The organism is Yokenella regensburgei (assembly GCF_003634235.1).
In the GTDB taxonomy this organism is placed as follows: Bacteria; Pseudomonadota; Gammaproteobacteria; order Enterobacterales; family Enterobacteriaceae; genus Yokenella; species Yokenella regensburgei.
Genome location: NZ_RBIZ01000004.1, coordinates 152,072 through 173,451, shown reverse-complemented (window position 1 = coordinate 173,451; position 21,380 = coordinate 152,072). Strand labels below are relative to the sequence as shown.

Sequence of the window (21,380 nt, the reverse complement as noted above, 5' to 3'; positions counted from 1 at the left end):
GGAGGGTTAATACTCGCCGTTACGCTGATAAGTTTTTCAGCAGTGCAAACGCATCTTTCATATGGTCTTCGCTGACCACGAAGGCGCGCAGTTTGTCTTCTGCGTCGATCCCTTTCGCGACCATCCCCCGTCCGTTGCAGACGATATTCCAGGTGAGATCGGCGCGGCGGGTGTCACCCGCCAGGTGCAGCGGCACGTCCGGCGTTTTCACTTTCACCAGCATCGGCGGAAGCTTCAGCCCACCGTTTTGCCCCAGCAGGTTTTTGGCAAGCGTCATCGCGCTGAGTAAAATCGGCTGCAGGAATGGTAGCACCATGCCGTTGATTTCTGCACAGTCACCGAGGGCATAAATATCCGGGTGACTGGTTTGCATCGTCTCGTTCACCTCGATCCCACGTTGGGTTTTTAGCCCTGCCCGGCGAGCGAGGGCGGTTTCCGGGATCAGGCCCGCTGCGGCAACGACGGCATCCACTTCAATAACCCGCTCCCGGTCGAGCATGACGCGAACGCCGCCGGCGGTTTTCTCAAGTCCTGATAGCTGGCTTTTCAACAGCAGATGAACGCCCATGTCGGTCAGACGATGCTGCAGGCGGCTGCTGGCCTCCGGCGGCATCAGGGAGGCCAGCACCGAAGCGGAGTTATCTACGACGGTCACCGCTTTGCCTGCACGGCTAAAATCCATCGCCAGCTCGCAGCCAATCAGCCCACCGCCGACAATCAGCACCCTTTGCGCATCACGCAGGTGGCTTTGTGATGCCCCGTACTCCTGCTGGCTGTTGAGCGTGACCATCAGCTCGCGGCCGGGTACGTTCGGAATGAGCGGTGCGGCACCGGTCGCCAGGACCAGTTTGTCGAAGTGCCACTGTTTATCCCGGCTTTTAACCCAGTGCGCGTCGGCGTCAATTTCTGTCACCCAGGTCTGCGGAAACAGACGCAGGTTATACTGCTCGGCAAACTCACCGGCGGTTTGTAAGGTCAGTTCGTCTGCGCTGAGTCCACGGCTGATAACGTGACTGATATCCGGTTTGTTGTACTCATCCATGCTGTCGGCGGCGACCAGGGTGATGGGGACGACGGTATCCTGCTTGCGGATGTTTTTGACTAACTGGCGGGCGGCGAAGCCCGAACCAATTATCATAATGCCATGTTTCATTTTGCCTCCGTGGCCAGGACGTCGAAGACCTCTTTGCCGAGAGAGCATTCCGGACACAGGAAATTATCCGGCACGTCGCTCCACGGTGTACCCGGCTGAACGTCCTGATTTGGCTCGCCTTTTGCTGGATCGTAGATCCACTGGCAAACGCTGCACTGCATCATTGGCCCGAGATCTGCCGCTGCTGCCTTCGCGCAGGCGGTGTCTGCGGCTGCCTGAGATTCAGTACGCTCAGCCACAGGAAGTGGAGTAAGCGCCCACTGGCGGGCAATTTCGCGGCCATGTTCGCGGCACAGTTCCAGCGCGTCGAGGTCCGGGCGCCATTTTGCTTTCAGGCTCAGCGACATCTCTAAACCGGCATCCTGCAGACGGGTGGAGAGACGGTCAACCGCGCCGCCGCTCCAGCCGTGGGAACCAAAGGCGCTGGCGTGTTTATTGCGAAAACGCAGGCCGGTTATCTCTTCTACCAGTCCGGCGATTTTCGGCATCATCACGTTGTTCATGGTTGAGGTCCCAACCAGTACGCCTTTGGAGCGGAAGACGTTAGTGAGGATTTCGTTTTTATCGCTACGGGCGACGTTAAAGATTTTCACCGCCACACGAGGATCGACTTCGTTGATCCCCTGGGCAATCGCATCGGCCATCATCCGGGTGTTGTTCGACATGGTGTCGTAGAAAATGGTGATCCTGTCTTCCTGGTAATCCGCTGCCCACTTCAGGTACTGCTCGACAATCTGCGTTGGATTATCGCGCCATACCACGCCATGGGAGGTAGCAATCATCTCTACTGGCAGGTTGAAGCCGAGGATCTCGGTGATTTTTGGCGTTACCAGGCGGCTGAACGGCGTCAGGATATTGGCGTAGTAGCGCAGACATTGCTCGTACAGTTCGATTTGGTCAACTTCATCGTTGAACAGGTGTTCGTCGCAGTAGTGCTGACCGAAAGCGTCGTTACTGAACAGCACCGCGTCGCCGGTCATGTAGGTCATCATGCTGTCCGGCCAGTGCAGCATCGGCGTTTCTACGAAAATCAGCGATTTGCCGTTGCCAATATCCAGACTGTCGCCGGTTTTCACCACGTTGAAATTCCACTCCGGGTGATGGTGGTGACCGTTGATAGAATCAATGGCGTTGGCAGTGCAGTAAATCGGCGTGTCCGGAATACAGGACATCAGTTCAGTCAGCGCCCCGGCGTGATCCTCTTCGGCGTGGTTGATGATGATGTAGTCGATATCGGCCAGGTCGATTTCGGCACGCAGGTTCTGCACAAAATCACGGCTGAATTTGTGATCGACGGTATCGATCAGTACGTTTTTTTCTTCGCGAATCAAATAGCTGTTATAGCTGCTGCCCCGGAGCGTTTTGTACTCGGTACCATGAAAATCACGGACTTCCCAGTCACGCTGTCCAACCCAGTGAATGTTATTTTTTACATGAATCGCCATAACAACCTCAATATCATTTATACGGTTTTTGAAAAAAGATATCTGGCTATTATCAAGTTGCGTGCCAACTTTTTAGTTTATTGATTTTAAATGATTTTGTTGTTTTACTGATTTTTATCGATGTCAAAGTGACTATGAATATCTTCGTCAATATGACAATATAAATTGTCAAAATGACAGCGAGGCGGTAATGAGTTTTTCTGTAGAAGTGCTGGCAAAAATTGCCATTGATTTGCAAAGCGATATTGGTCATCAGGACCGCTTTGCACGGCTTATCACCACTCTACGCGAGGTGCTGGGCTGCGATGCCTCGGCGCTGCTGCGCTATGAGGCGCATCAGTTTGTGCCCCTGGCGATTGATGGTCTGGCGAAAGATGTCCTCGGGCGACGTTTCACCCTCGAAGGGCATCCACGCCTTGAGGCAATTGCCCGCGCCGGGGATGTGGTGCGCTTCCCGGCAGACAGCTCGTTACCGGATCCCTACGATGGTCTGATCCCAGGCCATGAAAGCCTGAAAGTACACGCCTGCCTGGGGCTACCGCTGTTTGCGGGCCAAAACCTGATTGGCGCCTTAACGCTCGATGGTATGTCGGCAGATCAGTTCGACAGCTTCAGCGACGAAGAATTGCGGTTGATTGCCGCGCTGGTGTCGGGGGCGCTGAATAATGCGCTGCTGATTGCCCGGCTTGAGAACCAGAACGTGCTACCGGACGCCACCACCCGCGACAGTATTCCCTCGGGGCAAGAGATGATCGGCCTTTCCGAGCGTATGCTGCAGTTGAAAAAGGAGATAGACATCGTGGCGGCCTCCGATCTCAACGTGCTGATTAGCGGAGAGACCGGGACCGGTAAAGAGCTGGTGGCGAAGGCCATTCACGAAGGTTCACCGCGGGCGGCTAATCCGCTGGTGTATCTCAACTGTGCGGCACTGCCGGAGAGCGTTGCTGAAAGCGAGCTGTTTGGTCACGTTAAGGGCGCCTTCACCGGCGCTATCAGCCACCGCAGCGGTAAGTTTGAGATGGCGGACAACGGTACGCTGTTTCTTGATGAAATCGGCGAGCTGTCGCTGGCGTTACAGGCCAAACTGCTGCGCGTATTGCAGTATGGCGACATTCAGCGGGTGGGGGACGACAGCAGCCTGCGGGTGGATGTCCGGGTGCTGGCGGCGACCAACCGCGATTTGCGCGAGGAGGTCCTGGCGGGGCGTTTTCGTGCCGACCTGTTCCACCGGTTGAGCGTTTTCCCGCTTTCCGTGCCGCCGCTGCGTGAACGTGGCGATGATGTCCTGCTGCTGGCGGGCTATTTCTGCGAACAGTGCCGGCTGCGGCTGGGGCTTTCTCAGGTGCTCCTGAGCGCCGGCGCGCGGGCAAAATTGCTGGCCTGGCACTGGCCGGGGAACGTGCGTGAGCTTGAGCATGCGATTCATCGTGCGGTGGTGCTGGCGCGGGCGGCGCGCTCTGGAGATGACGTGGTGCTGCAGGCGCAGCATTTCCAGACCGGCGAAGAGGTAATGGTAGAGGCGCCGGCAGTGGAAGTCGCGCCGGACACCCGTAACCTTCGCGAAGCGACCGAGGCATTTCAGCGCGAGACTATCGCCCGGGCGCTGGAGCAGGCTCAGCACAAATGGGCGACTGCCGCCCGGGCGCTTGAGATGGACGTCGCCAACCTGCACCGGCTGGCGAAACGTCTGGGGATGAAGGGTTAGAGAATGCCCGCCTGATAGAAGTTTTGCAGGTTAATCGCGCCGGTCAGTTTGCCCGCTTCGTCGACGACCGGTGCGGCGCTGATCTTGTGACGCATCAGAATCTCTTTCGCTTCAATGGCGCGTTCCTGCGCCTGTAGCGTTACGCCACCGCGGGTCATGGCCGGGGCGACGATATCGTTCAGTGTGCCGCCGCCGACCAGCCAGCGCCGCAGGTCGCCGTCGGTGAACACGCCTTCTACGCCGCCGTCTGCGTTACAGATCGCCACCAGGCCGAGGCCGGTACGGCTCAGTTCCAGCATGGCGTCCATCACGCTCGCTTCAAGCTGTACCTGCGGCACGTCACCGTCGCGGCGCATCAGGTGATGGACTTTATTCAACAGTCGTGCGCCCAGCGCGCCAGCCGGGTGCGAACGGGCAAAGTCTTCTTCGTTAAAGCCACGCGCCTGCATCACCGCCATCGCCAGCGCGTCGCCGAGCATCAGGGTATTTACGGTGCTGGAGGTTGGGGCCAGATGCATTGGGCAGGCTTCGCGCTCGACCGAAATATCAAGCGTCGCCGTCGCGGCCAGCGCCAGCGTTGACTGCGGTTTGCCGGTCATTGCCAGCAGCGCCACGCCGCGCTCCTCCAGTCGAGGGATAATCAAATCCAGCTCTTTCGCACTGCCGGAATAGGAGATGAACAGCATGACGTCGCGGCTCTCAATCATCCCCAGATCGCCGTGCAGGGCTTCGGCAGGGTGAACAAAAAAGGCCGGAGTGCCGGTGCTGGCGAAGGTAGCGGCGAGTTTTTTACCGATATGACCGGACTTGCCAATACCAGAAACAATCAGCTTGCCTTTGCAGTTAATAATGGTTTCTGCGGCGCGGACAAAGCGCTCATCGAGACTATCCGGCAGACGGCTGGCTTCCTGAAGTTCCAGTAACAGGGCCTGACGGCCGGCATTCAGTAAGAATTGACTCATAGGGTTCTCCGCGAAGGGTAAAGGCATTGTCGTGAGATGGGCGCCATGATAGAGCATTCCTGCGCAGAGTTTCGAGAAATGGTGAGAATTTGCGGCGCAGGTCAGTCTGCTACTTCCTTGTCGACCAGCGGATGCTTTACCATACTTGCCCTTGCCGAATTTGTTTAATATGGAAGTCACATGTTCAAGCGTCGTTATCTGGCTTTACTCCCTCTTGCTGTCCTGCTGGCTGCCTGCAGCAGCAAACCAAAAACCGCCACGCCGGAGACGGCGAATACGCCTTCCGGTGGTTTCCTGCTTGAACCACAGCACAACGTCACCATGACGGGCGGTGATTTTGCCAATAACGCGGCGGCCGAGCAGTTCATCGATAAGATGGTCAGCAAACATGGCTTTGACCGCCAGCAGCTGCATGAAATCCTCTCGCAGGCAAAACGCCTCGACTACGTGCTGCGTCTGATGGACCGACAAGCGCCGACAGCCCAGGTACCGACCGGGCCGAACGGCGCGTGGCTGCGTTACCGTAAGCAGTTCATTACGCCGGACAACCTGCAAAATGGCGTGGCGTTCTGGAATCAATATGAAGATGCGCTGAACCGCGCGTGGCAGGTCTATGGCGTGCCGCCGGAAATTATCGTCGGGATTATCGGCGTGGAAACCCGCTGGGGACGCGTGATGGGTAAAACCCGTATTCTCGATGCGCTGGCGACGCTCTCCTTCAACTATCCGCGTCGTGCGGAATATTTCTCCGGCGAGCTGGAAACCTTCCTGCTGATGGCGCGCGACGAGCAGGACGATCCGCTGGATCTGAAAGGGTCATTCGCCGGGGCAATGGGTTACGGTCAGTTTATGCCTTCCTCGTATAAGCAATATGCCGTCGACTTTAACGGCGATGGTCATATCAACCTGTGGGATCCGGTAGATGCTATTGGTAGCGTCGCGAACTACTTCAAACAGCACGGCTGGGTGAAGGGCGATCAGGTGGCCGTGAAGGCAATGGGTCAGGCGCCGGGGCTGGAGAACGGTTTTAAAACTAACTACAACGTAGCGCAGCTTGCCGCCGTCGGCTTATCGCCGACCCAGCCGCTGGGCAACCATCAGCAGGCGAGCCTGCTGCGTCTTGATATCGGTACCGGTTACGAATACTGGTACGGTCTGCCGAACTTCTACACCATCACCCGCTACAACCATAGCACTCACTACGCGATGGCCGTGTGGCAACTGGGTCTTGCTGTTTCTCAGGCGCGCTTCCAGTAAGCTCCTCAGCCCTTCCTGCACGGTGGGAAGGGCTTCTGAAACATTTCGTCGCATTCTCCCCGCCTGACATTGATTTACATTTTCTGATTATCCCGATACTGTTATGTTATAACATATTTGAGGGTTTCCGATGTCATTTTCCCTGTTTACTTCCTCTGGTCTCGCCAGGCTCGCCTTTGCCGTGCTGTTGCTGTTGCTGCTGTGGCTCGCCATTTTCTGGGCGGTATCGCTACCATGATTACGCTCGATAACCTGGTGGCGGGCTACGACGGTCGCGCTATCACCCCCGCGCTAAGCGGTGTTATTGAAACCGGTAGCCTGACGGCCATTGTGGGCCTAAATGGCTGCGGGAAATCTACGCTGCTGAAAACGCTGGCGGGGTTTCTGCCGCCGGTGAGCGGCACGCTGAGCTGGGCAACATCGCGCCCGGTAGTCGGCTGGCTGGCGCAGCGGCATTCGCTGGAATCACAGTTCCCACTGACCGTTCATGATGTGGTAAGCCAGGGCGCCTGGCCGCGCGTATCGCTGCTGCGGGGCCTGCGTGGCGATGTCCGCAAACGCATCGATGCGGCGCTGGAAAGAGTGGGGCTGGCTGAGCTTGGCAAATCACCGATCGAATCGCTCTCCGGCGGCCAGTTTCAGCGCATGCTCTTTGCCCGCGTGATGGTGCAGCAGGCTCCGCTGGTGATGCTCGATGAACCCTTCACCGGGGTGGATGAAGCCACCTCGCGCGTGCTGATGTCGCTGATCCTCGATATGCATCGTCAGGGGCAAACCGTGCTGGCGGTGCTGCACGATAACCAGCGGGTAGCGCGCCATTTCCCGGAAACGCTGTGGCTCGGGCAGGAAGGGTGTCACTGGGATAACACCGCAACCGTGCTCGCGGCATTTACCTCGGCGGGGGCGGCATGATCTGGCATCTCTTTTTCCAGCCGTTTATCGAATACGGCTTCATGCGCCGTGCGCTGGTGGTGTGTCTCGCGCTGTCGGTCAGTACCACCATGCTGGGCGCATTTTTGCTGCTGCGGCGCATGAGCCTGATGGGGGATGCGCTGTCGCATGCCATTTTACCCGGCGTGGCGGTGGGGTATCTGCTGAACGGGATGTCGTTGATGGCGATGACGCTCGGTGGATTCGTTGCCGGGATCGCCGTGGCGCTGGTGGCAGGCTGGGTCAGCCGTCGGACACCCTTGAAAGAAGACGCCAGCTTTGCCGGGTTTTATCTCGGATCGCTGGCGCTTGGCGTTACCCTGGTATCGCTTCGTGGCTCAAGCGTCGATCTGCTGCATCTGCTGTTTGGCTCCATTCTGGCGGTTGACCGCGATGCGGCGCTGTTTGTAGCAGGCGTTGCCACTATTACTTTGTTGTGCATGGCGATTTTCTACCGGGCGTTGGTCAGCGAGGCGTTTGACAGCGCCTGGCTGCAGGTGAATGCGCCGCGTCTGCCTGCGCTTATCCACGGATTGTTTCTGGCACTGCTGGTGCTGAACCTGGTGGCTGGGTTCCAGGTGCTCGGCACCCTGATGGCGGTGGGGGTCATGATGCTGCCCGCCGTGGCGGCCCGGTGCTGGACGCACACGCTGCCGGGGCTGCTGCTGCTCTCGTCGCTGAGCGGGGCGTTCTGCGCCTGGATGGGGCTCAGCCTGTCGTGGTCGGCAAGCCTACCGGCAGGGCCAGCGATTGTACTGACTGCCAGTATTTTCTTTTTCATTTCAGTGTTTTTTGGCACACGCAGCAGGCTGGCCGTCAGTCTGCGGGCGTTCTTTTAAGGGGAAAACGATGACGAAACGTATGGGGATTGCTCTGGCGCTGGCATTGAGCGTGATGGCGCAGGGGGCGATGGCGAAAACACTGAACGTGGTTGCCAGCTTCTCGGTGCTGGGGGATATGGCGAAACAGGTGGGTGGCGATAACGTCAATGTCACTACCCTGGTGGGGCCGGATGGCGACCCGCATACCTATGAGCCTTCGCCGAAGGACAGCGCGATGCTGGGCAAGGCTGACGTGGTGGTGGTGAACGGACTGGGGCTGGAAGGCTGGCTCGACAGGCTGGTGAAGGCCTCCGGCTTCAAAGGACAGCTCGTGGTGGCCTCTCAGGGGGTGCAGACGCATGCGCTTAATGAAGATGGCAAAACCGTGACCGATCCCCACGCCTGGAATAGCGCGGCTAACGGTGCACTGTATGCCAGAAATATTATGGACGGGCTGGTTAAAGCCGACCCTCAGGACGAAGCGGCAATTACGGCACGCGGCACGCAGTATATTGTTGAACTTAAGAAGATTGATAGCTGGGCGAAAAGCCGCTTCAGTAATATCCCGGAAGCGAAGCGCAAAGTGCTGACCAGCCATGATGCCTTCGGATATTTTGGCCGGGCGTATGACGTGACTTTCCTGGCGCCGCAGGGGTTGTCTTCCGAAAGCGAAGCCAGCGCGGGGGACGTCGCGGCGCTTATCGATCAGATGAAGACGGACCACATTCATACCTGGTTTATGGAAAATCAGCTCGATCCGCGTCTGGTGAAACAGATTGCTTCCGCAACCGGGGCAGCGCCTGGCGGTGAGCTGTATCCGGAAGCGCTCTCTAAACCCGGCGGCGTAGCGGATAGCTACGTGAAAATGCTGCGCCATAACGTTGAGCTCATTGCCAACAGCATGAAATAACCCTCCCGCCCTGGCAGCCGCCGGGGCGTTTTTCGTTTTTTCTGAATCGCCCTCGTAAAATCGTGATGTCGTCCCCATCTTCTGAGGGAAAGTGGTATCTTGATGCACCTCTTTACTGATTGAACGGAGTGGCAAATGTCCGATCCTGAATTGATGCAACTGAGCGAGCTGGTGGGGCAGGCGTTACTGGCGCGTGGCGCCACAATGACGACCGCAGAGTCCTGTACCGGCGGCTGGATAGCGAAAGCCATTACCGACGTTGCCGGCAGTTCGGCGTGGTTTGAACGCGGTTTTGTCACCTACAGTAACGAAGCGAAAGAGCAGATGATTGGCGTGCGCGGTGTGACGCTCGAACAGCACGGTGCCGTTAGTGAACCGGTGGTGGTTGAAATGGCAATCGGCGCGTTGCGCGCGGCTCGTGCCACCTACGCGGTTTCCGTAAGCGGCATCGCCGGGCCTGACGGCGGCAGCGCGGAAAAACCCGTCGGCACCGTCTGGTTCGGTTTTGCCAGCGCGAACGGGCAGGGCATTACCGCCTGTGAACGCTTCATTGGCGACCGCGAATCCGTGCGCCGTCAGGCCACCGCCTATGCCCTGCAAACCCTCTGGCAACAATTTCTACAAAATACTTGATACTGTATGACCATACAGTATAATTGCTGCATCGACACAGAATTTAACCGGTAACACCCGGCATGACAGGAGTAATAATGGCTATCGACGAAAACAAACAGAAAGCGTTGGCGGCAGCACTGGGCCAGATCGAAAAGCAATTCGGTAAGGGCTCCATCATGCGCCTGGGTGAAGACCGTTCTATGGACGTAGAAACGATCTCCACGGGTTCACTTTCTCTGGATATCGCGCTTGGTGCAGGCGGCCTGCCAATGGGTCGTATCGTCGAGATCTACGGACCGGAATCGTCCGGTAAAACCACGCTGACGCTGCAGGTGATTGCCGCGGCACAGCGCGAAGGTAAAACCTGTGCGTTCATCGATGCTGAACACGCGCTGGATCCGGTTTATGCCCGCAAACTGGGCGTTGATATCGACAACCTGCTGTGTTCCCAGCCGGACACCGGTGAGCAGGCGCTGGAAATCTGTGACGCCCTGGCGCGTTCCGGTGCCGTTGACGTTATCGTTGTCGACTCCGTTGCGGCCCTGACGCCGAAAGCGGAAATCGAAGGCGAAATCGGTGACTCTCACATGGGCCTCGCGGCACGTATGATGAGCCAGGCGATGCGTAAGCTCGCGGGTAACCTGAAGCAGTCCAACACTCTGCTTATCTTCATCAACCAGATCCGTATGAAGATTGGCGTCATGTTTGGTAACCCGGAAACCACCACCGGTGGTAACGCGCTGAAATTCTACGCCTCCGTTCGTCTTGATATCCGTCGTATTGGCGCGGTGAAAGAGGGCGACAACGTGGTCGGCAGCGAAACCCGCGTGAAAGTGGTGAAGAACAAAATCGCAGCACCGTTCAAACAGGCTGAATTCCAGATCCTCTACGGCGAAGGTATCAACTTCTTCGGCGAGCTGGTTGACCTCGGCGTGAAAGAAAAACTGATCGAAAAAGCGGGTGCCTGGTATAGCTACAACGGCGACAAAATTGGTCAGGGTAAAGCAAACGCGATTAACTGGCTGAAAGAGAACCCGGCTGCAGCGAAAGAGATCGAGAAGAAGGTTCGCGAGCTGCTGCTCAGCAACCAGAACTCAACTCCGGATTTCGTTGTTGATAGCGCCGACGTTGAAGAAACCAACGAAGATTTCTGATAACGACGATTTCTGCTAATGTTGTGCTAACCGGAAAGGGCTGCTGATGCAGCCCTTTTGTTTTTTTATTTGCAGGTTTTTTATGTCTGAAACGTCCCCACGCCGCTCCGCCTACGCCCGATTACTGGATCGCGCCATCCGTATTCTGGCGATGCGCGATCACAGCGAGCAGGAGCTACGGCGCAAACTTGCGGCTCCGGTGATGACTAAGAATGGTCCGCAAGTCGTTGACGCCTTGCCGGAAGATGTCGAAAAAGTTATCGCATGGTGTGCGGAGAACCATTATCTCGACGACTCCCGTTTTGTTCGCCAGTTTATTCAAAGCCGTAGCCGCAAAGGTTATGGCCCGGCGCGTATCCGTCAGGAGCTGAATCAGAAAGGTATCTCTCGCGAAATGAGCGAGTTAGCGATGCGCGAATGCGAAATTGATTGGGTGGATATTGCTCGTGAACAAGCGCTGCGTAAATATGGCGAGCCGCTGCCGACCGCCTTCGCGGACAAAGTGAAAGTGCAGCGTTTTTTACTTTATCGTGGGTATCTGATGGAAGATATCCAGGAGATCTGGCGAAATTTTACAGATTGACCCCATCGGGGATTTTACTTCCCTTTAAAGAAAACTTATCTTATTCCCACTTTTTCCGTCAGGTAGCCGACACGGTTATAAATCGTCACTCGCCACCTGCGACAATTCGTTAGCTTGATTTCAGGATAATTATGAGCAAGAGCACCGCTGAGATCCGTCAGGCGTTTCTCGATTTTTTCCATAGCAAGGGACATCAGGTAGTTGCCAGCAGCTCCCTGGTGCCGAATAACGACCCGACCCTGCTGTTTACCAACGCCGGGATGAACCAGTTCAAGGATGTATTCCTTGGTCTCGACAAACGTAATTATTCTCGCGCGACTACCGCGCAGCGTTGCGTTCGTGCGGGTGGTAAACACAACGACCTGGAAAACGTCGGCTACACCGCGCGTCACCACACCTTCTTCGAAATGCTGGGTAACTTCAGCTTCGGCGACTACTTCAAACACGATGCTATCAACTACGCGTGGGAACTGTTAACCGGTGAAAACTGGTTCAACCTGCCGAAAGATAAGCTGTGGGTGACCGTCTACGAAACCGACGACGAAGCCTTTGAAATTTGGGCGAATGAAGTCGGCGTTCCGCGTGAGCGTATTATCCGCATCGGCGACAACAAAGGCGCGCCGTATGCTTCTGATAACTTCTGGCAGATGGGCGACACCGGTCCGTGCGGTCCGTGCACCGAGATCTTCTTCGACCACGGTGACCACATCTGGGGTGGCCCTCCGGGAAGCCCGGAAGAAGACGGCGATCGCTACATTGAGATCTGGAATATCGTCTTCATGCAGTTTAACCGTCAGGCCGACGGCACCATGGAACCGCTGCCTAAGCCTTCCGTGGATACCGGTATGGGCCTTGAGCGTATCGCCGCGGTACTGCAGCACGTTAACTCCAACTACGACATCGATCTGTTCCGCACCCTGATTCAGGCGGTAGCGAAGGTGACCGGTGCGACCGATCTCAGCAATAAGTCGCTGCGCGTTATCGCCGACCATATCCGCTCCTGTGCGTTCCTGATTGCCGACGGCGTGATGCCATCCAACGAAAGCCGTGGCTACGTGCTGCGTCGCATCATTCGTCGCGCCATTCGCCATGGCAATATGCTGGGCGCGAAAGACACCTTCTTCTACAAGCTGGTTGGTCCGCTGGTTGACGTCATGGGTGCTGCGGGCGAAGAACTGAAACGTCAGCAGGCGCAGGTTGAGCAGGTGCTGAAAACCGAAGAAGAGCAGTTTGCTCGTACGCTTGAGCGTGGTCTGGCGCTGCTCGACGAAGAGCTGGCAAAACTTTCTGGCGACACGCTGGACGGCGAAACCGCTTTCCGTCTGTACGACACCTACGGCTTCCCGGTGGATTTAACCGCCGACGTTTGCCGCGAGCGTAACATCAAAGTTGACGAAGCTGGCTTTGAAGCCGCGATGGAAGAGCAGCGCCGCCGTGCGCGCGAGTCCAGCGGTTTTGGCGCTGACTACAACGCGATGATCCGCGTGGATGAAGCCTCTGAATTTAAAGGCTACGATAACCTGGAACTGAACGGCAAAGTGACGGCGCTGTTTATCGACGGCAAAGCGGTTGATAGCGTCAATGCGGGCCAGGAAGCGGTTGTCGTACTGGATCAAACGCCGTTCTATGCGGAATCTGGCGGTCAGGTGGGCGACAAAGGCGAGCTGAAAGGCGCGGGCTTTGCATTCACCGTAACCGACACGCAGAAATACGGCCAGGCGATTGGTCACCTCGGGAAACTGGCTACCGGTTCGCTGAAGGTGGGTGACGCGGTGCAGGCTGACGTTGATGAAGCCCGTCGTGCGCGTATTCGCCTCAACCACTCTGCGACGCATCTGATGCATGCCGCACTGCGCCAGGTTCTGGGCACGCATGTGGCACAGAAAGGCTCGCTGGTGAATGATAAAGCGCTGCGCTTTGACTTCTCCCATTTCGAAGCCATGAAGCCGGAAGAGATCCGTGCGGTTGAAGATCTGGTCAATGCCCAGATCCGTCGCAACCTGCCTATCGAAACCAAGGTTATGGATCTGGAAGCGGCGAAGGCGAAGGGCGCGATGGCGCTGTTCGGCGAGAAGTATGATGACCACGTTCGCGTACTGAGTATGGGTGACTTCTCCACCGAGCTGTGCGGCGGTACTCACGCCAGCCGTACCGGTGATATCGGCCTGTTCCGCATCACTTCCGAATCTGGTACTGCTGCAGGCGTTCGTCGTATTGAAGCCGTTACCGGCGAAGGTGCGATGGCGAACGTACATGCAGACAGCGAGCTGCTGAGTGAAGTCGCACAGCTGCTGAAGTGCGACAGCCATAACCTGGCTGACAAAGTGCGTGCCGTCATGGACCGCAGCCGTCAGCTGGAAAAAGAGCTGCAGCAGATGAAAGACCAGGCTGCAGCGCAGGAGAGTGCAAACCTCTCCAGTAAAGCTATCGATATCAACGGCGTGAAGCTGCTGGTGAGCGAGCTGAGTGGCGTTGAGCCGAAGATGCTGCGTACCATGGTTGACGATCTAAAAAATCAGCTCGGTTCTACCATTGTGGTACTGGGCACTGCGGCTGAAGGTAAGGTTTCTCTGATTGCTGGTGTGTCGAAAGATGTGACTGACCGTGTGAAAGCAGGGGAGCTGATTGGTATGGTCGCCCAACAGGTGGGCGGCAAAGGTGGCGGACGTCCGGACATGGCCCAGGCCGGTGGTACTGACGCCTCTGCACTTCCTGCTGCACTGGCCAGTGTAAAAGACTGGGTAAGCGCAAAACTGTAATAACTATAAACGCCTGCAGACGCCATAACCCCCGGGTTACGGCGTTTTGCAATGCGGTAATGCTAACGATAAAGTCAGGTTGAAATTGTGTATATCGGCTAAACTTACGTTTAACAGAATGTGATGCCGTGACTGCTTACGCGTTTACGTGTTTGTCATCGCTTACTTTTTGGCGTTATATGATGGATAATGCCGGGATACAGAGAGACCCGACTCTTTTAATCTTTCAAGGAGCAAAGAATGCTGATTCTGACTCGTCGAGTTGGTGAGACCCTCATGATTGGAGATGAGGTCACTGTGACAGTTTTAGGGGTGAAGGGTAACCAGGTACGCATCGGCGTAAACGCACCTAAAGAAGTCTCTGTCCATCGTGAAGAAATCTACCAGCGTATCCAGGCTGAAAAATCCCAGCAGTCCAGTTACTAAGGTTCCCGCGTCTCACCCGCTGCGGTGAGGCGCCATCTTTCGCAGCACCCCCCTTTGTTTTTCACTTTTCCCCCTTTGCTTGTGACTTCTCTGCTTCAGTGCTGAAGCCGTTTGCCTGTTGATAAAACACCCTTTTTGCCGTTTTTGCAGGCTAATTGCGCGTGAAGTGTGCAAACGATAAAAGGTTCGGAAAAATTGTTTGACTTATAAGTCCCAGAAAGTAATATGTGCGCCACGCAGCGACGATGAGCTTAAACAAGTTCTTCGAAGCACTCGTAAGAGGCGTGTGGTGAGGTGGCCGAGAGGCTGAAGGCGCTCCCCTGCTAAGGGAGTATGCGGTCAAAAGCTGCATCCGGGGTTCGAATCCCCGCCTCACCGCCATTTTGCATCCGTAGCTCAGCTGGATAGAGTACTCGGCTACGAACCGAGCGGTCGGAGGTTCGAATCCTCCCGGATGCACCATCTTCTCCGAGATAACAGTAGCGCTGTTGTTTCAAGGTCTACGGTATAACCGATAGCACCAGGGAAGATAACGTTGCGTAAGCAACGGCCCGAAGGGTGAGGCGCAGCCGAGTAATCCTCCCGGATGCACCATCTTACTCAGTGTTGTGGTTGTTCAGTGCGACACTGAATCAGCGTAGTAAAGCAAGTTTCCCGATGCATCCGTAGCTCAGCTGGATAGAGTACTCGGCTACGAACCGAGCGGTCGGAGGTTCGAATCCTCCCGGATGCACCATTACTTGTTACCAAAGCAGTTCCTGATGCATCCGTAGCTCAGCTGGATAGAGTACTCGGCTACGAACCGAGCGGTCGGAGGTTCGAATCCTCCCGGATGCACCATCTTCTCCGAGATAACAGCTAATTTGTTGTTTCATGGTCTGCGAGATAATCGCCAGCACCAGGGGAGATAACGTTGCGTAAGCAACGGCCCGTAGGGCGAGGCGCAGCCGAGTAATCCTCCCGGATGCACCATCTAATAGTTTTCAAAGCATTTCCCGATGCATCCGTAGCTCAGCTGGATAGAGTACTCGGCTACGAACCGAGCGGTCGGAGGTTCGAATCCTCCCGGATGCACCATCTTCTCCGAGATAACAGCTAATTTGTTGCTTCATGGTCTGCGAGATAATCGCCAGCACCAGGGGTGATAACGTTGCGTAAGCAACGGCCCGCAGGGCGAGGCGCAGCCGAGTAATCCTCCCGGATGCACCATCTCTTCTCTTTCTAAATATCCCCGTTAATACATCAATACCGCACTTTCTCTTATTGGCAATTTCTGTCTTTCCCGCTAATTTATACATGTAATCAACACGTTTTGCAGGTTAGCAAGGAGAGAAATCCATGAAATGGTTCAAAGCGATAGCTGGACTCGCCGCAGCGTCTCTGGTCGCAATTTCACTGGCAGGATGCGCAGGTTCTTCCACGAAGGAAAGCACCGGTGGCTACATCGACGATACCGTTATCACCACTAAGGTGAAATCCGCGCTGTTTAGCAACAAAGACATCAAGTCCGGGCAGATTGGCGTTGAGACCTTTAAAGGGCGTGTGCAGTTGAGCGGTTTTGTGAACTCGGAAGCTGATTCGAAACGTGCCGTAGAAACCGCACGTGGCGTTCAGGGTGTGCGGGTAGTCGAAAACGACCTGCGGATCCGTTAATCCTCTCATTTTTCGCAAGAAGGCACCTTAGGGTGCCTTTTTTGTCTGGGTATCAGCGGCGACAAAAAAGGCCTTTTGCGATAAAGTAACGTCCTGATATCCGGTTTGTGGGGGCAAGATGTACGAACGTTATGCTGGGCTGATTTTCGATATGGATGGCACTATCCTCGACACCGAACCCACCCATTGCAAGGCGTGGCACGACGTACTGGGTCGTTATGGAATGCATTTTGATGAACAGGCGATGACCGCGCTGAACGGTTCACCCACCTGGAGAATTGCGCAGTCCATAATCGAACTCAACCAGGCGACGCTTGACCCTCACCAGCTGGCTCGCGAAAAAACCGATGCGGTGAAGGCGATGCTGCTGGATACCGTTCGTCCGCTTCCGTTGATTTATGTTGTGAAAGCCTGGCATGGCCGTCGCCCAATGGCGGTTGGCACCGGCAGCGAGAGCGCTATCGCTGAAGCGCTGTTGGCTCATCTGGGGTTGCGTCAGTACTTCACTGCGGTTGTCGCTGCCGATCACGTTAAGCATCACAAACCCGCGCCAGATACCTTCCTGCTGTGTGCTGAACTGATGGGCGTCGCGGCGAATCAGTGCGTAGTGTTTGAAGACGCTGATTTTGGTCTGCAGGCAGCGCGTAGTGCAGGGATGGACGTGGTGGACGTGCGCTTACTGTGAGTGACGGGCTCTCGCTTTTTTCGCTTTTCGCCAGTAGTTTCCTGAGCGCGACGCTGCTGCCAGGCAACTCTGAAGTTGTCCTCATTGCCCTGTTGCTTTCCGGCGCCAGCAAGCCCTGGCTTCTGGTGTTAATAGCAACAATGGGTAATAGCCTTGGAGGGGCAACTAACGTTATTCTTGGACGCTTGTTTCCGTTACGGAAAACCTCGCGGTGGCAGGACAAAGCAGTGGGATGGTTACAGCGCTATGGCGCGGCCACGCTGCTGTTGAGCTGGATGCCTGTTATAGGTGATTTGCTGTGCCTGCTGGCGGGATGGATGCGCATCTCCTGGGGGCCGGTACTCTTTTTTTTATGCCTTGGAAAGGCGCTGCGTTACGTTGTGGTAGCAGCGGCTACGCTCCAGGGGATGACGTGGTGGCACTAATTGCATCGTCAGTAATTATGACAATTATGCTTAATAAAATGAATTCGACAGGCGGGAGGTCAATTTGATCCCGGACGTATCACAGGCGCTGGCCTGGCTGGAAAACCATCCTCAGGCTCTGAAGGGGATCCAGCGTGGTCTTGAGCGCGAAACGCTGCGTGTCAACGCAGACGGCACGCTGGCAACAACCGGACACCCGGAAGCTTTAGGGTCGGCGCTGGCGCATAAATGGATTACCACTGACTTTGCCGAAGCACTGCTGGAGTTTATTACCCCCGTAGATGGCGATATCCAGCACATGTTGACCTTCATGCGTGACGTTCATCGTTATACGGCGCGTCATATGGGTGAAGAACGCATGTGGCCTCTCAGCATGCCCTGCTACATTGCGCCGGGTCAGGATATTGAGCTGGCACAGTACGGCACTTCTAACGTCGGTCGCCTGAAAACGCTGTACCGTGAAGGGCTGAAGAACCGCTACGGTGCTTTGATGCAGACCATTTCCGGTGTGCACTACAACTTCTCATTGCCGATGGCATTCTGGAAGGCGAAGTGCGGCGTGGAAGACGTTGAGAGCGGCAAAGAGGCGATTTCTGCCGGCTATTTCCGCCTTATCCGTAACTACTATCGTTTTGGCTGGGTGATCCCCTATCTGTTTGGTGCATCACCGGCAATCTGCGAATCGTTCCTGCAGGGGAAACCGACCACGCTGCCGTTTGAGAAAACGCCAGGTGGCATGTACTACCTGCCATACGCCACCTCGCTGCGCCTGAGCGATCTCGGCTATACCAATAAATCGCAAAGCAATCTCGGAATTACGTTTAACTCTCTGCATGAGTATGTGGCAGGATTGAAGCGTGCGATTAAAACGCCTTCTGAGGAATACGCGAAGATTGGTCTGCAGAAAGACGGCAAACACCTGCAAATCAACAGTAATATTCTGCAGATTGAAAACGAGCTGTATGCGCCAATCCGTCCTAAGCGTGTGACTCGTAGCGGTGAAACGCCGTCGGATGCGCTGCTGCGTGGCGGCATTGAATACATTGAAGTCCGCTCGCTGGATATTAACCCGTTCTCGCCAATCGGCGTTGATGAGCAGCAGGTGCGCTTCCTCGATCTGTTTATGGTCTGGTGCGTGCTGGCGGATGCGCCAGAGATGAGCAGCGACGAACTGCTGTGTACCCGCACCAACTGGAATCGGGTGATTCTGGAAGGGCGCAAACCGGGCCTGACGCTGGGTATTGGCTGTGAAACGGCACAGTTCCCGCTGGCGAAGGTCGGCAAAGACCTGTTCAGCGATCTCCGGCGTGTTGCACAAACGCTGGACGGCATCGACGGCGGCAATGAATATCAAAAAGTGTGCGATGAACTGGTCGCTGGCTTCGATAATCCGGAACTCACGTTCTCAGCACGTATTTTGCGTTCTATGATTGATGAAGGCATTGGCGGCACCGGCAAGGCGCTGGGCGATGCTTACCGCAATTTGCTGCGGGAAGAGCCGTATGAAATTCTGAGCGAGGCGGATTTTGTCGCGGAGCGTGACGCTTCCGTGGTTCGTCAGCAGGAAATTGAAGCGGCAGACAGCGAGCCATTCTCAGCGCTGGTCGCGCGGCACGCGTAACAGAAAAGAAAAAGGCCACATCACTGTGGCCAAACTTTCATCTCTGAATACAGGGATGATGATAACAAATGCGCGTCTTTCATATACTCAGACTCGCAGCGATTCAAAGAGTTCATTTTATTTTTAAAAAAAATCACTGTCGGAGGTGACGAATGCCATTACTAGATAGTTTCACTGTCGACCATACCCGAATGGAAGCCCCTGCAGTCCGCGTTGCGAAGAACATGAAAACGCCGCACGGGGATGAAATCACCGTATTCGATCTGCGTTTCTGTGTACCAAACCAGGAGATTTTGCCTGAGAGAGGGATCCACACGCTGGAGCACCTGTTCGCGGGCTTTATGCGCGATCACCTCAACGGCAACGGTGTTGAGATTATCGATATCTCGCCGATGGGCTGCCGTACCGGCTTCTACATGAGCCTGATTGGTACTCCGGACGAGCAGCGCGTGGCGGATGCCTGGAAAGCGGCAATGGCCGATGTGCTGAAAGTGAAAGATCAGAACCAGATCCCGGAGCTGAACGTTTACCAGTGCGGCACTTACACTATGCACTCCCTGGCGGAAGCGCAGGAGATTGCGCGCCACATCATCGAGCGTGATGTTCGCGTCAACAGCAACGAAGAGCTGGCGCTGCCGAAAGAGAAGCTGCAGGAACTGCACATCTAGTTTTCGCGCTTCGGGCCATAAAAAAAGCCAGTTCATCATGAACTGGCTTTTTTGTTAGTGCGCACCGCCTCCGCCGCCACCGGCACTAAACGGTGGGCGAGCAAACCACACCAGCCCCAGCAGGATGATAAATATCCCCGCCGAAACCCAGAAGATTTCGTTGGCGGAAATAATCAGCCCCTGACTGGTTATCTGCTGCGCTATCCAGCCGGATGCCTGCTGTTGCGTCAATCCAAGATTCTGGAGATCGGCATACATTTGCTGGGCGTTCGGGTTAAACGGTGAAACGGATTCCGTCAGCTGCGCATGATGCAACGCTTCGCGGTTCGTCCACATGGTGGTGGTAATCGAGGTACCGATAGAACCAGCAAGCGTTCGGGTAAAGTTCGACAAGCTCGACGCTGCGGCCAGTCGCTCCGGTGGGAGGCCCGACAGGGTAATGGTCGTCAGCGGCATAAAGAAGCAGGCGACGGCAAAGCCCTGAATAAACTGCGGCCACGCAGAGGCACCAAAGTCCATTCCCGGTTCGAAGGTATAAGCGCGCCAGTAGAAGCACACCGCATACATAATGAAGCTGAACGTCACCAGACGCCGCATGTCGAGCTTATGGGCGAAACGGCCAATAATTGGCGACAGCAGCACCGGTATTACCCCCACCGGCGCAGACGCCAGCCCCGCCCAGGTGGCGGTGTAGCCATATACCTCCTGCAGCAGCTGCGGCAGCAGTACGATAGCGCCGAAGTAGAGCATGTAGGCGAGGCTGATACAGAGACAGCCAATGGTGAAGTTTCGCGATTTAAACAACGAAAGATCGACTATCGGGTTGTCGTCCGTCAGCTCCCAGACCACGAGGAAACTTATCGCCACCACGGCGACAATCGCCAGTACCACCACTTCCGTCGAGTTGAACCAGTCGAGCTCTTTACCCCGGTCGAGCATGATCTGCAGACTACCGATGCCAAGCACCAGCAGCGCAAGACCAATACCGTCGATACGCCGTTGCTCGGTGCGGGTCTCGCGTCCGCGCAGGGATTGCAGGGTCATCAGTACCACCACCGCGCCGATTGGCACGTTGATGAAGAAGATCCAGCCCCAGTGATAGTTATCACTGATATAACCCCCGAGGATCGGGCCACAGATGGGCGCCACGATAACGGTCATCGACCACAGCGCCAGCGCAATCGAGCGTTTGGCAGGCGGGTAGTTACTTAACAGCAAACTCTGCGACAGAGGGATCAGCGGCCCGGCCACAATCCCCTGAATGACGCGGAAGAAGATGAGCATGGTCAGGCTGTTTGACACGCCGCACGCCCAGGAGGCGAGTACGAAGGCAACCGTCGACCAGAGGAACAGCTTCACTTCGCCCACGCGTTTTGCCAGCCACCCGGTAATCGGGATGGAGATAGCGTTGGCCACGCCGAAAGAGGTAATGACCCAGGTCCCCTGGCTCAGCGAAGAGCCAAGGTTCCCGGCGATCGTGGGGATTGCCACGTTCGCGATGGTGGAGTCCAGCACCTGCATGAAAGTCGCCAGAGAGAGCGCGATGGTCATAATGACCAGCTGGGCGCCCTCCAGCGGTTTTTGCTGTTGCATTACGCGTACCCCGGA

At 56.0% G+C, this 21,380-nt stretch carries 19 protein-coding genes and 5 tRNA genes; 20 read left to right on the top strand and 4 right to left on the bottom strand.

What is annotated here, in order from left to right; all coding sequences use genetic code 11:
• Positions 1 to 19 precede the first annotated feature (19 nt).
• Both norW and norV read right to left on the bottom strand, forming a co-directional pair.
• The gene (gene norW / locus C7387_RS12230) at positions 20 to 1,153 is read right to left on the bottom strand and encodes an NADH:flavorubredoxin reductase NorW (protein ID WP_120816789.1); all 1,134 of its coding nucleotides are present in this window, start codon (positions 1,151 to 1,153) and stop codon (positions 20 to 22) included.
• Positions 1,150 to 2,598 carry an anaerobic nitric oxide reductase flavorubredoxin gene (gene norV / locus C7387_RS12225; protein WP_120816788.1) on the bottom strand — a complete coding sequence of 483 codons (1,449 nt, stop codon included), beginning with the start codon at positions 2,596 to 2,598 and terminating at the stop codon, positions 1,150 to 1,152. Before norV ends, norW begins: the two co-directional genes overlap by 4 nt.
• 190 nt (positions 2,599 to 2,788) lie before the next feature.
• Between norV and norR the strand changes: the two genes are divergently transcribed.
• Positions 2,789 to 4,303 (top strand): nitric oxide reductase transcriptional regulator NorR, encoded by a 1,515-nt coding sequence (norR, locus tag C7387_RS12215; protein WP_006818574.1) that lies wholly within the window; start codon positions 2,789 to 2,791, stop codon positions 4,301 to 4,303.
• On the opposite strand, the gene gutQ is transcribed toward norR, so the two are convergent.
• Positions 4,300 to 5,265 (bottom strand): arabinose-5-phosphate isomerase GutQ, encoded by a 966-nt coding sequence (gene gutQ / locus C7387_RS12210; protein ID WP_120816787.1) that lies wholly within the window; start codon positions 5,263 to 5,265, stop codon positions 4,300 to 4,302. The two genes, norR and gutQ, sit on opposite strands and share 4 nt — an antisense overlap.
• Positions 5,266 to 5,445: 180 nt before the next feature.
• Between gutQ and mltB the strand changes: the two genes are divergently transcribed.
• The 19 genes from mltB to luxS all read left to right on the top strand — a co-directional run bounded on the left by mltB (position 5,446) and on the right by luxS (position 19,772).
• Positions 5,446 to 6,522, top strand: coding sequence for a lytic murein transglycosylase B (gene mltB / locus C7387_RS12205; RefSeq protein ID WP_006818576.1), 1,077 nt, complete (start codon positions 5,446 to 5,448; stop codon positions 6,520 to 6,522).
• Positions 6,523 to 6,756: 234 nt separating this feature from the next.
• A complete protein-coding gene (locus tag C7387_RS12200) occupies positions 6,757 to 7,434 on the top strand; it encodes a metal ABC transporter ATP-binding protein (RefSeq protein ID WP_120816786.1) in 678 nt (225 codons plus the stop codon).
• A complete protein-coding gene (locus tag C7387_RS12195; RefSeq protein ID WP_006818578.1) occupies positions 7,431 to 8,291 on the top strand; it encodes a metal ABC transporter permease in 861 nt (286 codons plus the stop codon). The genes C7387_RS12200 and C7387_RS12195 overlap by 4 nt, the downstream gene beginning before the upstream one ends.
• 10 nt (positions 8,292 to 8,301) lie before the next feature.
• Positions 8,302 to 9,183, top strand: coding sequence for a metal ABC transporter substrate-binding protein (locus tag C7387_RS12190; RefSeq protein ID WP_006818579.1), 882 nt, complete (start codon positions 8,302 to 8,304; stop codon positions 9,181 to 9,183).
• 135 nt (positions 9,184 to 9,318) lie between these two features.
• Positions 9,319 to 9,816: a nicotinamide-nucleotide amidase gene (pncC, locus tag C7387_RS12185; RefSeq protein ID WP_006818580.1), complete on the top strand. Its 498-nt coding sequence runs from the start codon at positions 9,319 to 9,321 to the stop codon at positions 9,814 to 9,816.
• Between the two features lie 77 nt (positions 9,817 to 9,893).
• Positions 9,894 to 10,952: a recombinase RecA gene (gene recA / locus C7387_RS12180; RefSeq protein WP_038255219.1), complete on the top strand. Its 1,059-nt coding sequence runs from the start codon at positions 9,894 to 9,896 to the stop codon at positions 10,950 to 10,952.
• Positions 10,953 to 11,034: 82 nt separating this feature from the next.
• On the top strand, positions 11,035 to 11,535 hold the full coding sequence (gene recX, locus C7387_RS12175; protein WP_038255217.1) for a recombination regulator RecX: 501 nt from the start codon (positions 11,035 to 11,037) through the stop codon (positions 11,533 to 11,535).
• 131 nt (positions 11,536 to 11,666) lie between these two features.
• Positions 11,667 to 14,294, top strand: coding sequence for an alanine--tRNA ligase (alaS, locus tag C7387_RS12170; protein WP_120816785.1), 2,628 nt, complete (start codon positions 11,667 to 11,669; stop codon positions 14,292 to 14,294).
• Positions 14,295 to 14,534: 240 nt separating this feature from the next.
• The gene (csrA, locus tag C7387_RS12165; protein WP_000906486.1) at positions 14,535 to 14,720 is read left to right on the top strand and encodes a carbon storage regulator CsrA; all 186 of its coding nucleotides are present in this window, start codon (positions 14,535 to 14,537) and stop codon (positions 14,718 to 14,720) included.
• A gap of 288 nt (positions 14,721 to 15,008) precedes the next feature.
• Positions 15,009 to 15,101, top strand: a tRNA-Ser gene (locus C7387_RS12160).
• A gap of 4 nt (positions 15,102 to 15,105) precedes the next feature.
• A tRNA-Arg gene (locus C7387_RS12155) sits at positions 15,106 to 15,182 on the top strand.
• Between the two features lie 197 nt (positions 15,183 to 15,379).
• A tRNA-Arg gene (locus tag C7387_RS12150) sits at positions 15,380 to 15,456 on the top strand.
• A gap of 27 nt (positions 15,457 to 15,483) precedes the next feature.
• Positions 15,484 to 15,560 (top strand) — tRNA-Arg (locus C7387_RS12145).
• Positions 15,561 to 15,720: 160 nt separating this feature from the next.
• Positions 15,721 to 15,797: transfer RNA gene (locus C7387_RS12140), tRNA-Arg, on the top strand.
• Between the two features lie 261 nt (positions 15,798 to 16,058).
• Positions 16,059 to 16,373, top strand: coding sequence for a BON domain-containing protein (locus C7387_RS12135; RefSeq protein WP_006817297.1), 315 nt, complete (start codon positions 16,059 to 16,061; stop codon positions 16,371 to 16,373).
• Positions 16,374 to 16,491: 118 nt separating this feature from the next.
• Positions 16,492 to 17,058, top strand: coding sequence for a fructose-1-phosphate/6-phosphogluconate phosphatase (yqaB, locus tag C7387_RS12130; protein ID WP_120816784.1), 567 nt, complete (start codon positions 16,492 to 16,494; stop codon positions 17,056 to 17,058).
• A complete protein-coding gene (locus tag C7387_RS12125; protein ID WP_006817299.1) occupies positions 17,055 to 17,483 on the top strand; it encodes a YqaA family protein in 429 nt (142 codons plus the stop codon). The genes yqaB and C7387_RS12125 overlap by 4 nt, the downstream gene beginning before the upstream one ends.
• Positions 17,484 to 17,547: 64 nt before the next feature.
• Positions 17,548 to 19,104, top strand: coding sequence for a glutamate--cysteine ligase (gshA, locus tag C7387_RS12120; protein WP_038255196.1), 1,557 nt, complete (start codon positions 17,548 to 17,550; stop codon positions 19,102 to 19,104).
• 152 nt (positions 19,105 to 19,256) lie between these two features.
• The gene (gene luxS, locus C7387_RS12115) at positions 19,257 to 19,772 is read left to right on the top strand and encodes an S-ribosylhomocysteine lyase (RefSeq protein WP_072009063.1); all 516 of its coding nucleotides are present in this window, start codon (positions 19,257 to 19,259) and stop codon (positions 19,770 to 19,772) included.
• 54 nt (positions 19,773 to 19,826) lie between these two features.
• Here luxS and emrB read toward each other — a convergent pair whose 3' ends face one another.
• Positions 19,827 to 21,365 carry a multidrug efflux MFS transporter permease subunit EmrB gene (emrB, locus tag C7387_RS12110; protein WP_006817302.1) on the bottom strand — a complete coding sequence of 513 codons (1,539 nt, stop codon included), beginning with the start codon at positions 21,363 to 21,365 and terminating at the stop codon, positions 19,827 to 19,829.
• Between the last annotated feature and the right edge of the window lie 15 nt (positions 21,366 to 21,380).

Excerpts from the sequence above, each read along its gene's own strand:
- alaS (WP_120816785.1), top strand. The coding sequence starts at position 11,667 with ATGAGCAAGAGCACCGCTGAGATCCGTCAGGCGTTTCTCGATTTTTTC.
- C7387_RS12200 (WP_120816786.1), top strand. The coding sequence starts at position 6,757 with ATGATTACGCTCGATAACCTGGTGGCGGGCTACGACGGTCGCGCTATC.
- mltB (WP_006818576.1), top strand. The coding sequence starts at position 5,446 with ATGTTCAAGCGTCGTTATCTGGCTTTACTCCCTCTTGCTGTCCTGCTG.
- C7387_RS12190 (WP_006818579.1), top strand. The coding sequence starts at position 8,302 with ATGACGAAACGTATGGGGATTGCTCTGGCGCTGGCATTGAGCGTGATG.
- gutQ (WP_120816787.1), bottom strand. The coding sequence starts at position 5,265 with ATGAGTCAATTCTTACTGAATGCCGGCCGTCAGGCCCTGTTACTGGAA.
- norR (WP_006818574.1), top strand. The coding sequence starts at position 2,789 with ATGAGTTTTTCTGTAGAAGTGCTGGCAAAAATTGCCATTGATTTGCAA.
- emrB (WP_006817302.1), bottom strand. The coding sequence starts at position 21,365 with ATGCAACAGCAAAAACCGCTGGAGGGCGCCCAGCTGGTCATTATGACC.
- recA (WP_038255219.1), top strand. The coding sequence starts at position 9,894 with ATGGCTATCGACGAAAACAAACAGAAAGCGTTGGCGGCAGCACTGGGC.
- csrA (WP_000906486.1), top strand. The coding sequence starts at position 14,535 with ATGCTGATTCTGACTCGTCGAGTTGGTGAGACCCTCATGATTGGAGAT.
- C7387_RS12135 (WP_006817297.1), top strand. The coding sequence starts at position 16,059 with ATGAAATGGTTCAAAGCGATAGCTGGACTCGCCGCAGCGTCTCTGGTC.
- norW (WP_120816789.1), bottom strand. The coding sequence starts at position 1,153 with ATGAAACATGGCATTATGATAATTGGTTCGGGCTTCGCCGCCCGCCAG.
- recX (WP_038255217.1), top strand. The coding sequence starts at position 11,035 with ATGTCTGAAACGTCCCCACGCCGCTCCGCCTACGCCCGATTACTGGAT.
- norV (WP_120816788.1), bottom strand. The coding sequence starts at position 2,598 with ATGGCGATTCATGTAAAAAATAACATTCACTGGGTTGGACAGCGTGAC.
- pncC (WP_006818580.1), top strand. The coding sequence starts at position 9,319 with ATGTCCGATCCTGAATTGATGCAACTGAGCGAGCTGGTGGGGCAGGCG.
- luxS (WP_072009063.1), top strand. The coding sequence starts at position 19,257 with ATGCCATTACTAGATAGTTTCACTGTCGACCATACCCGAATGGAAGCC.
- C7387_RS12195 (WP_006818578.1), top strand. The coding sequence starts at position 7,431 with ATGATCTGGCATCTCTTTTTCCAGCCGTTTATCGAATACGGCTTCATG.
- yqaB (WP_120816784.1), top strand. The coding sequence starts at position 16,492 with ATGTACGAACGTTATGCTGGGCTGATTTTCGATATGGATGGCACTATC.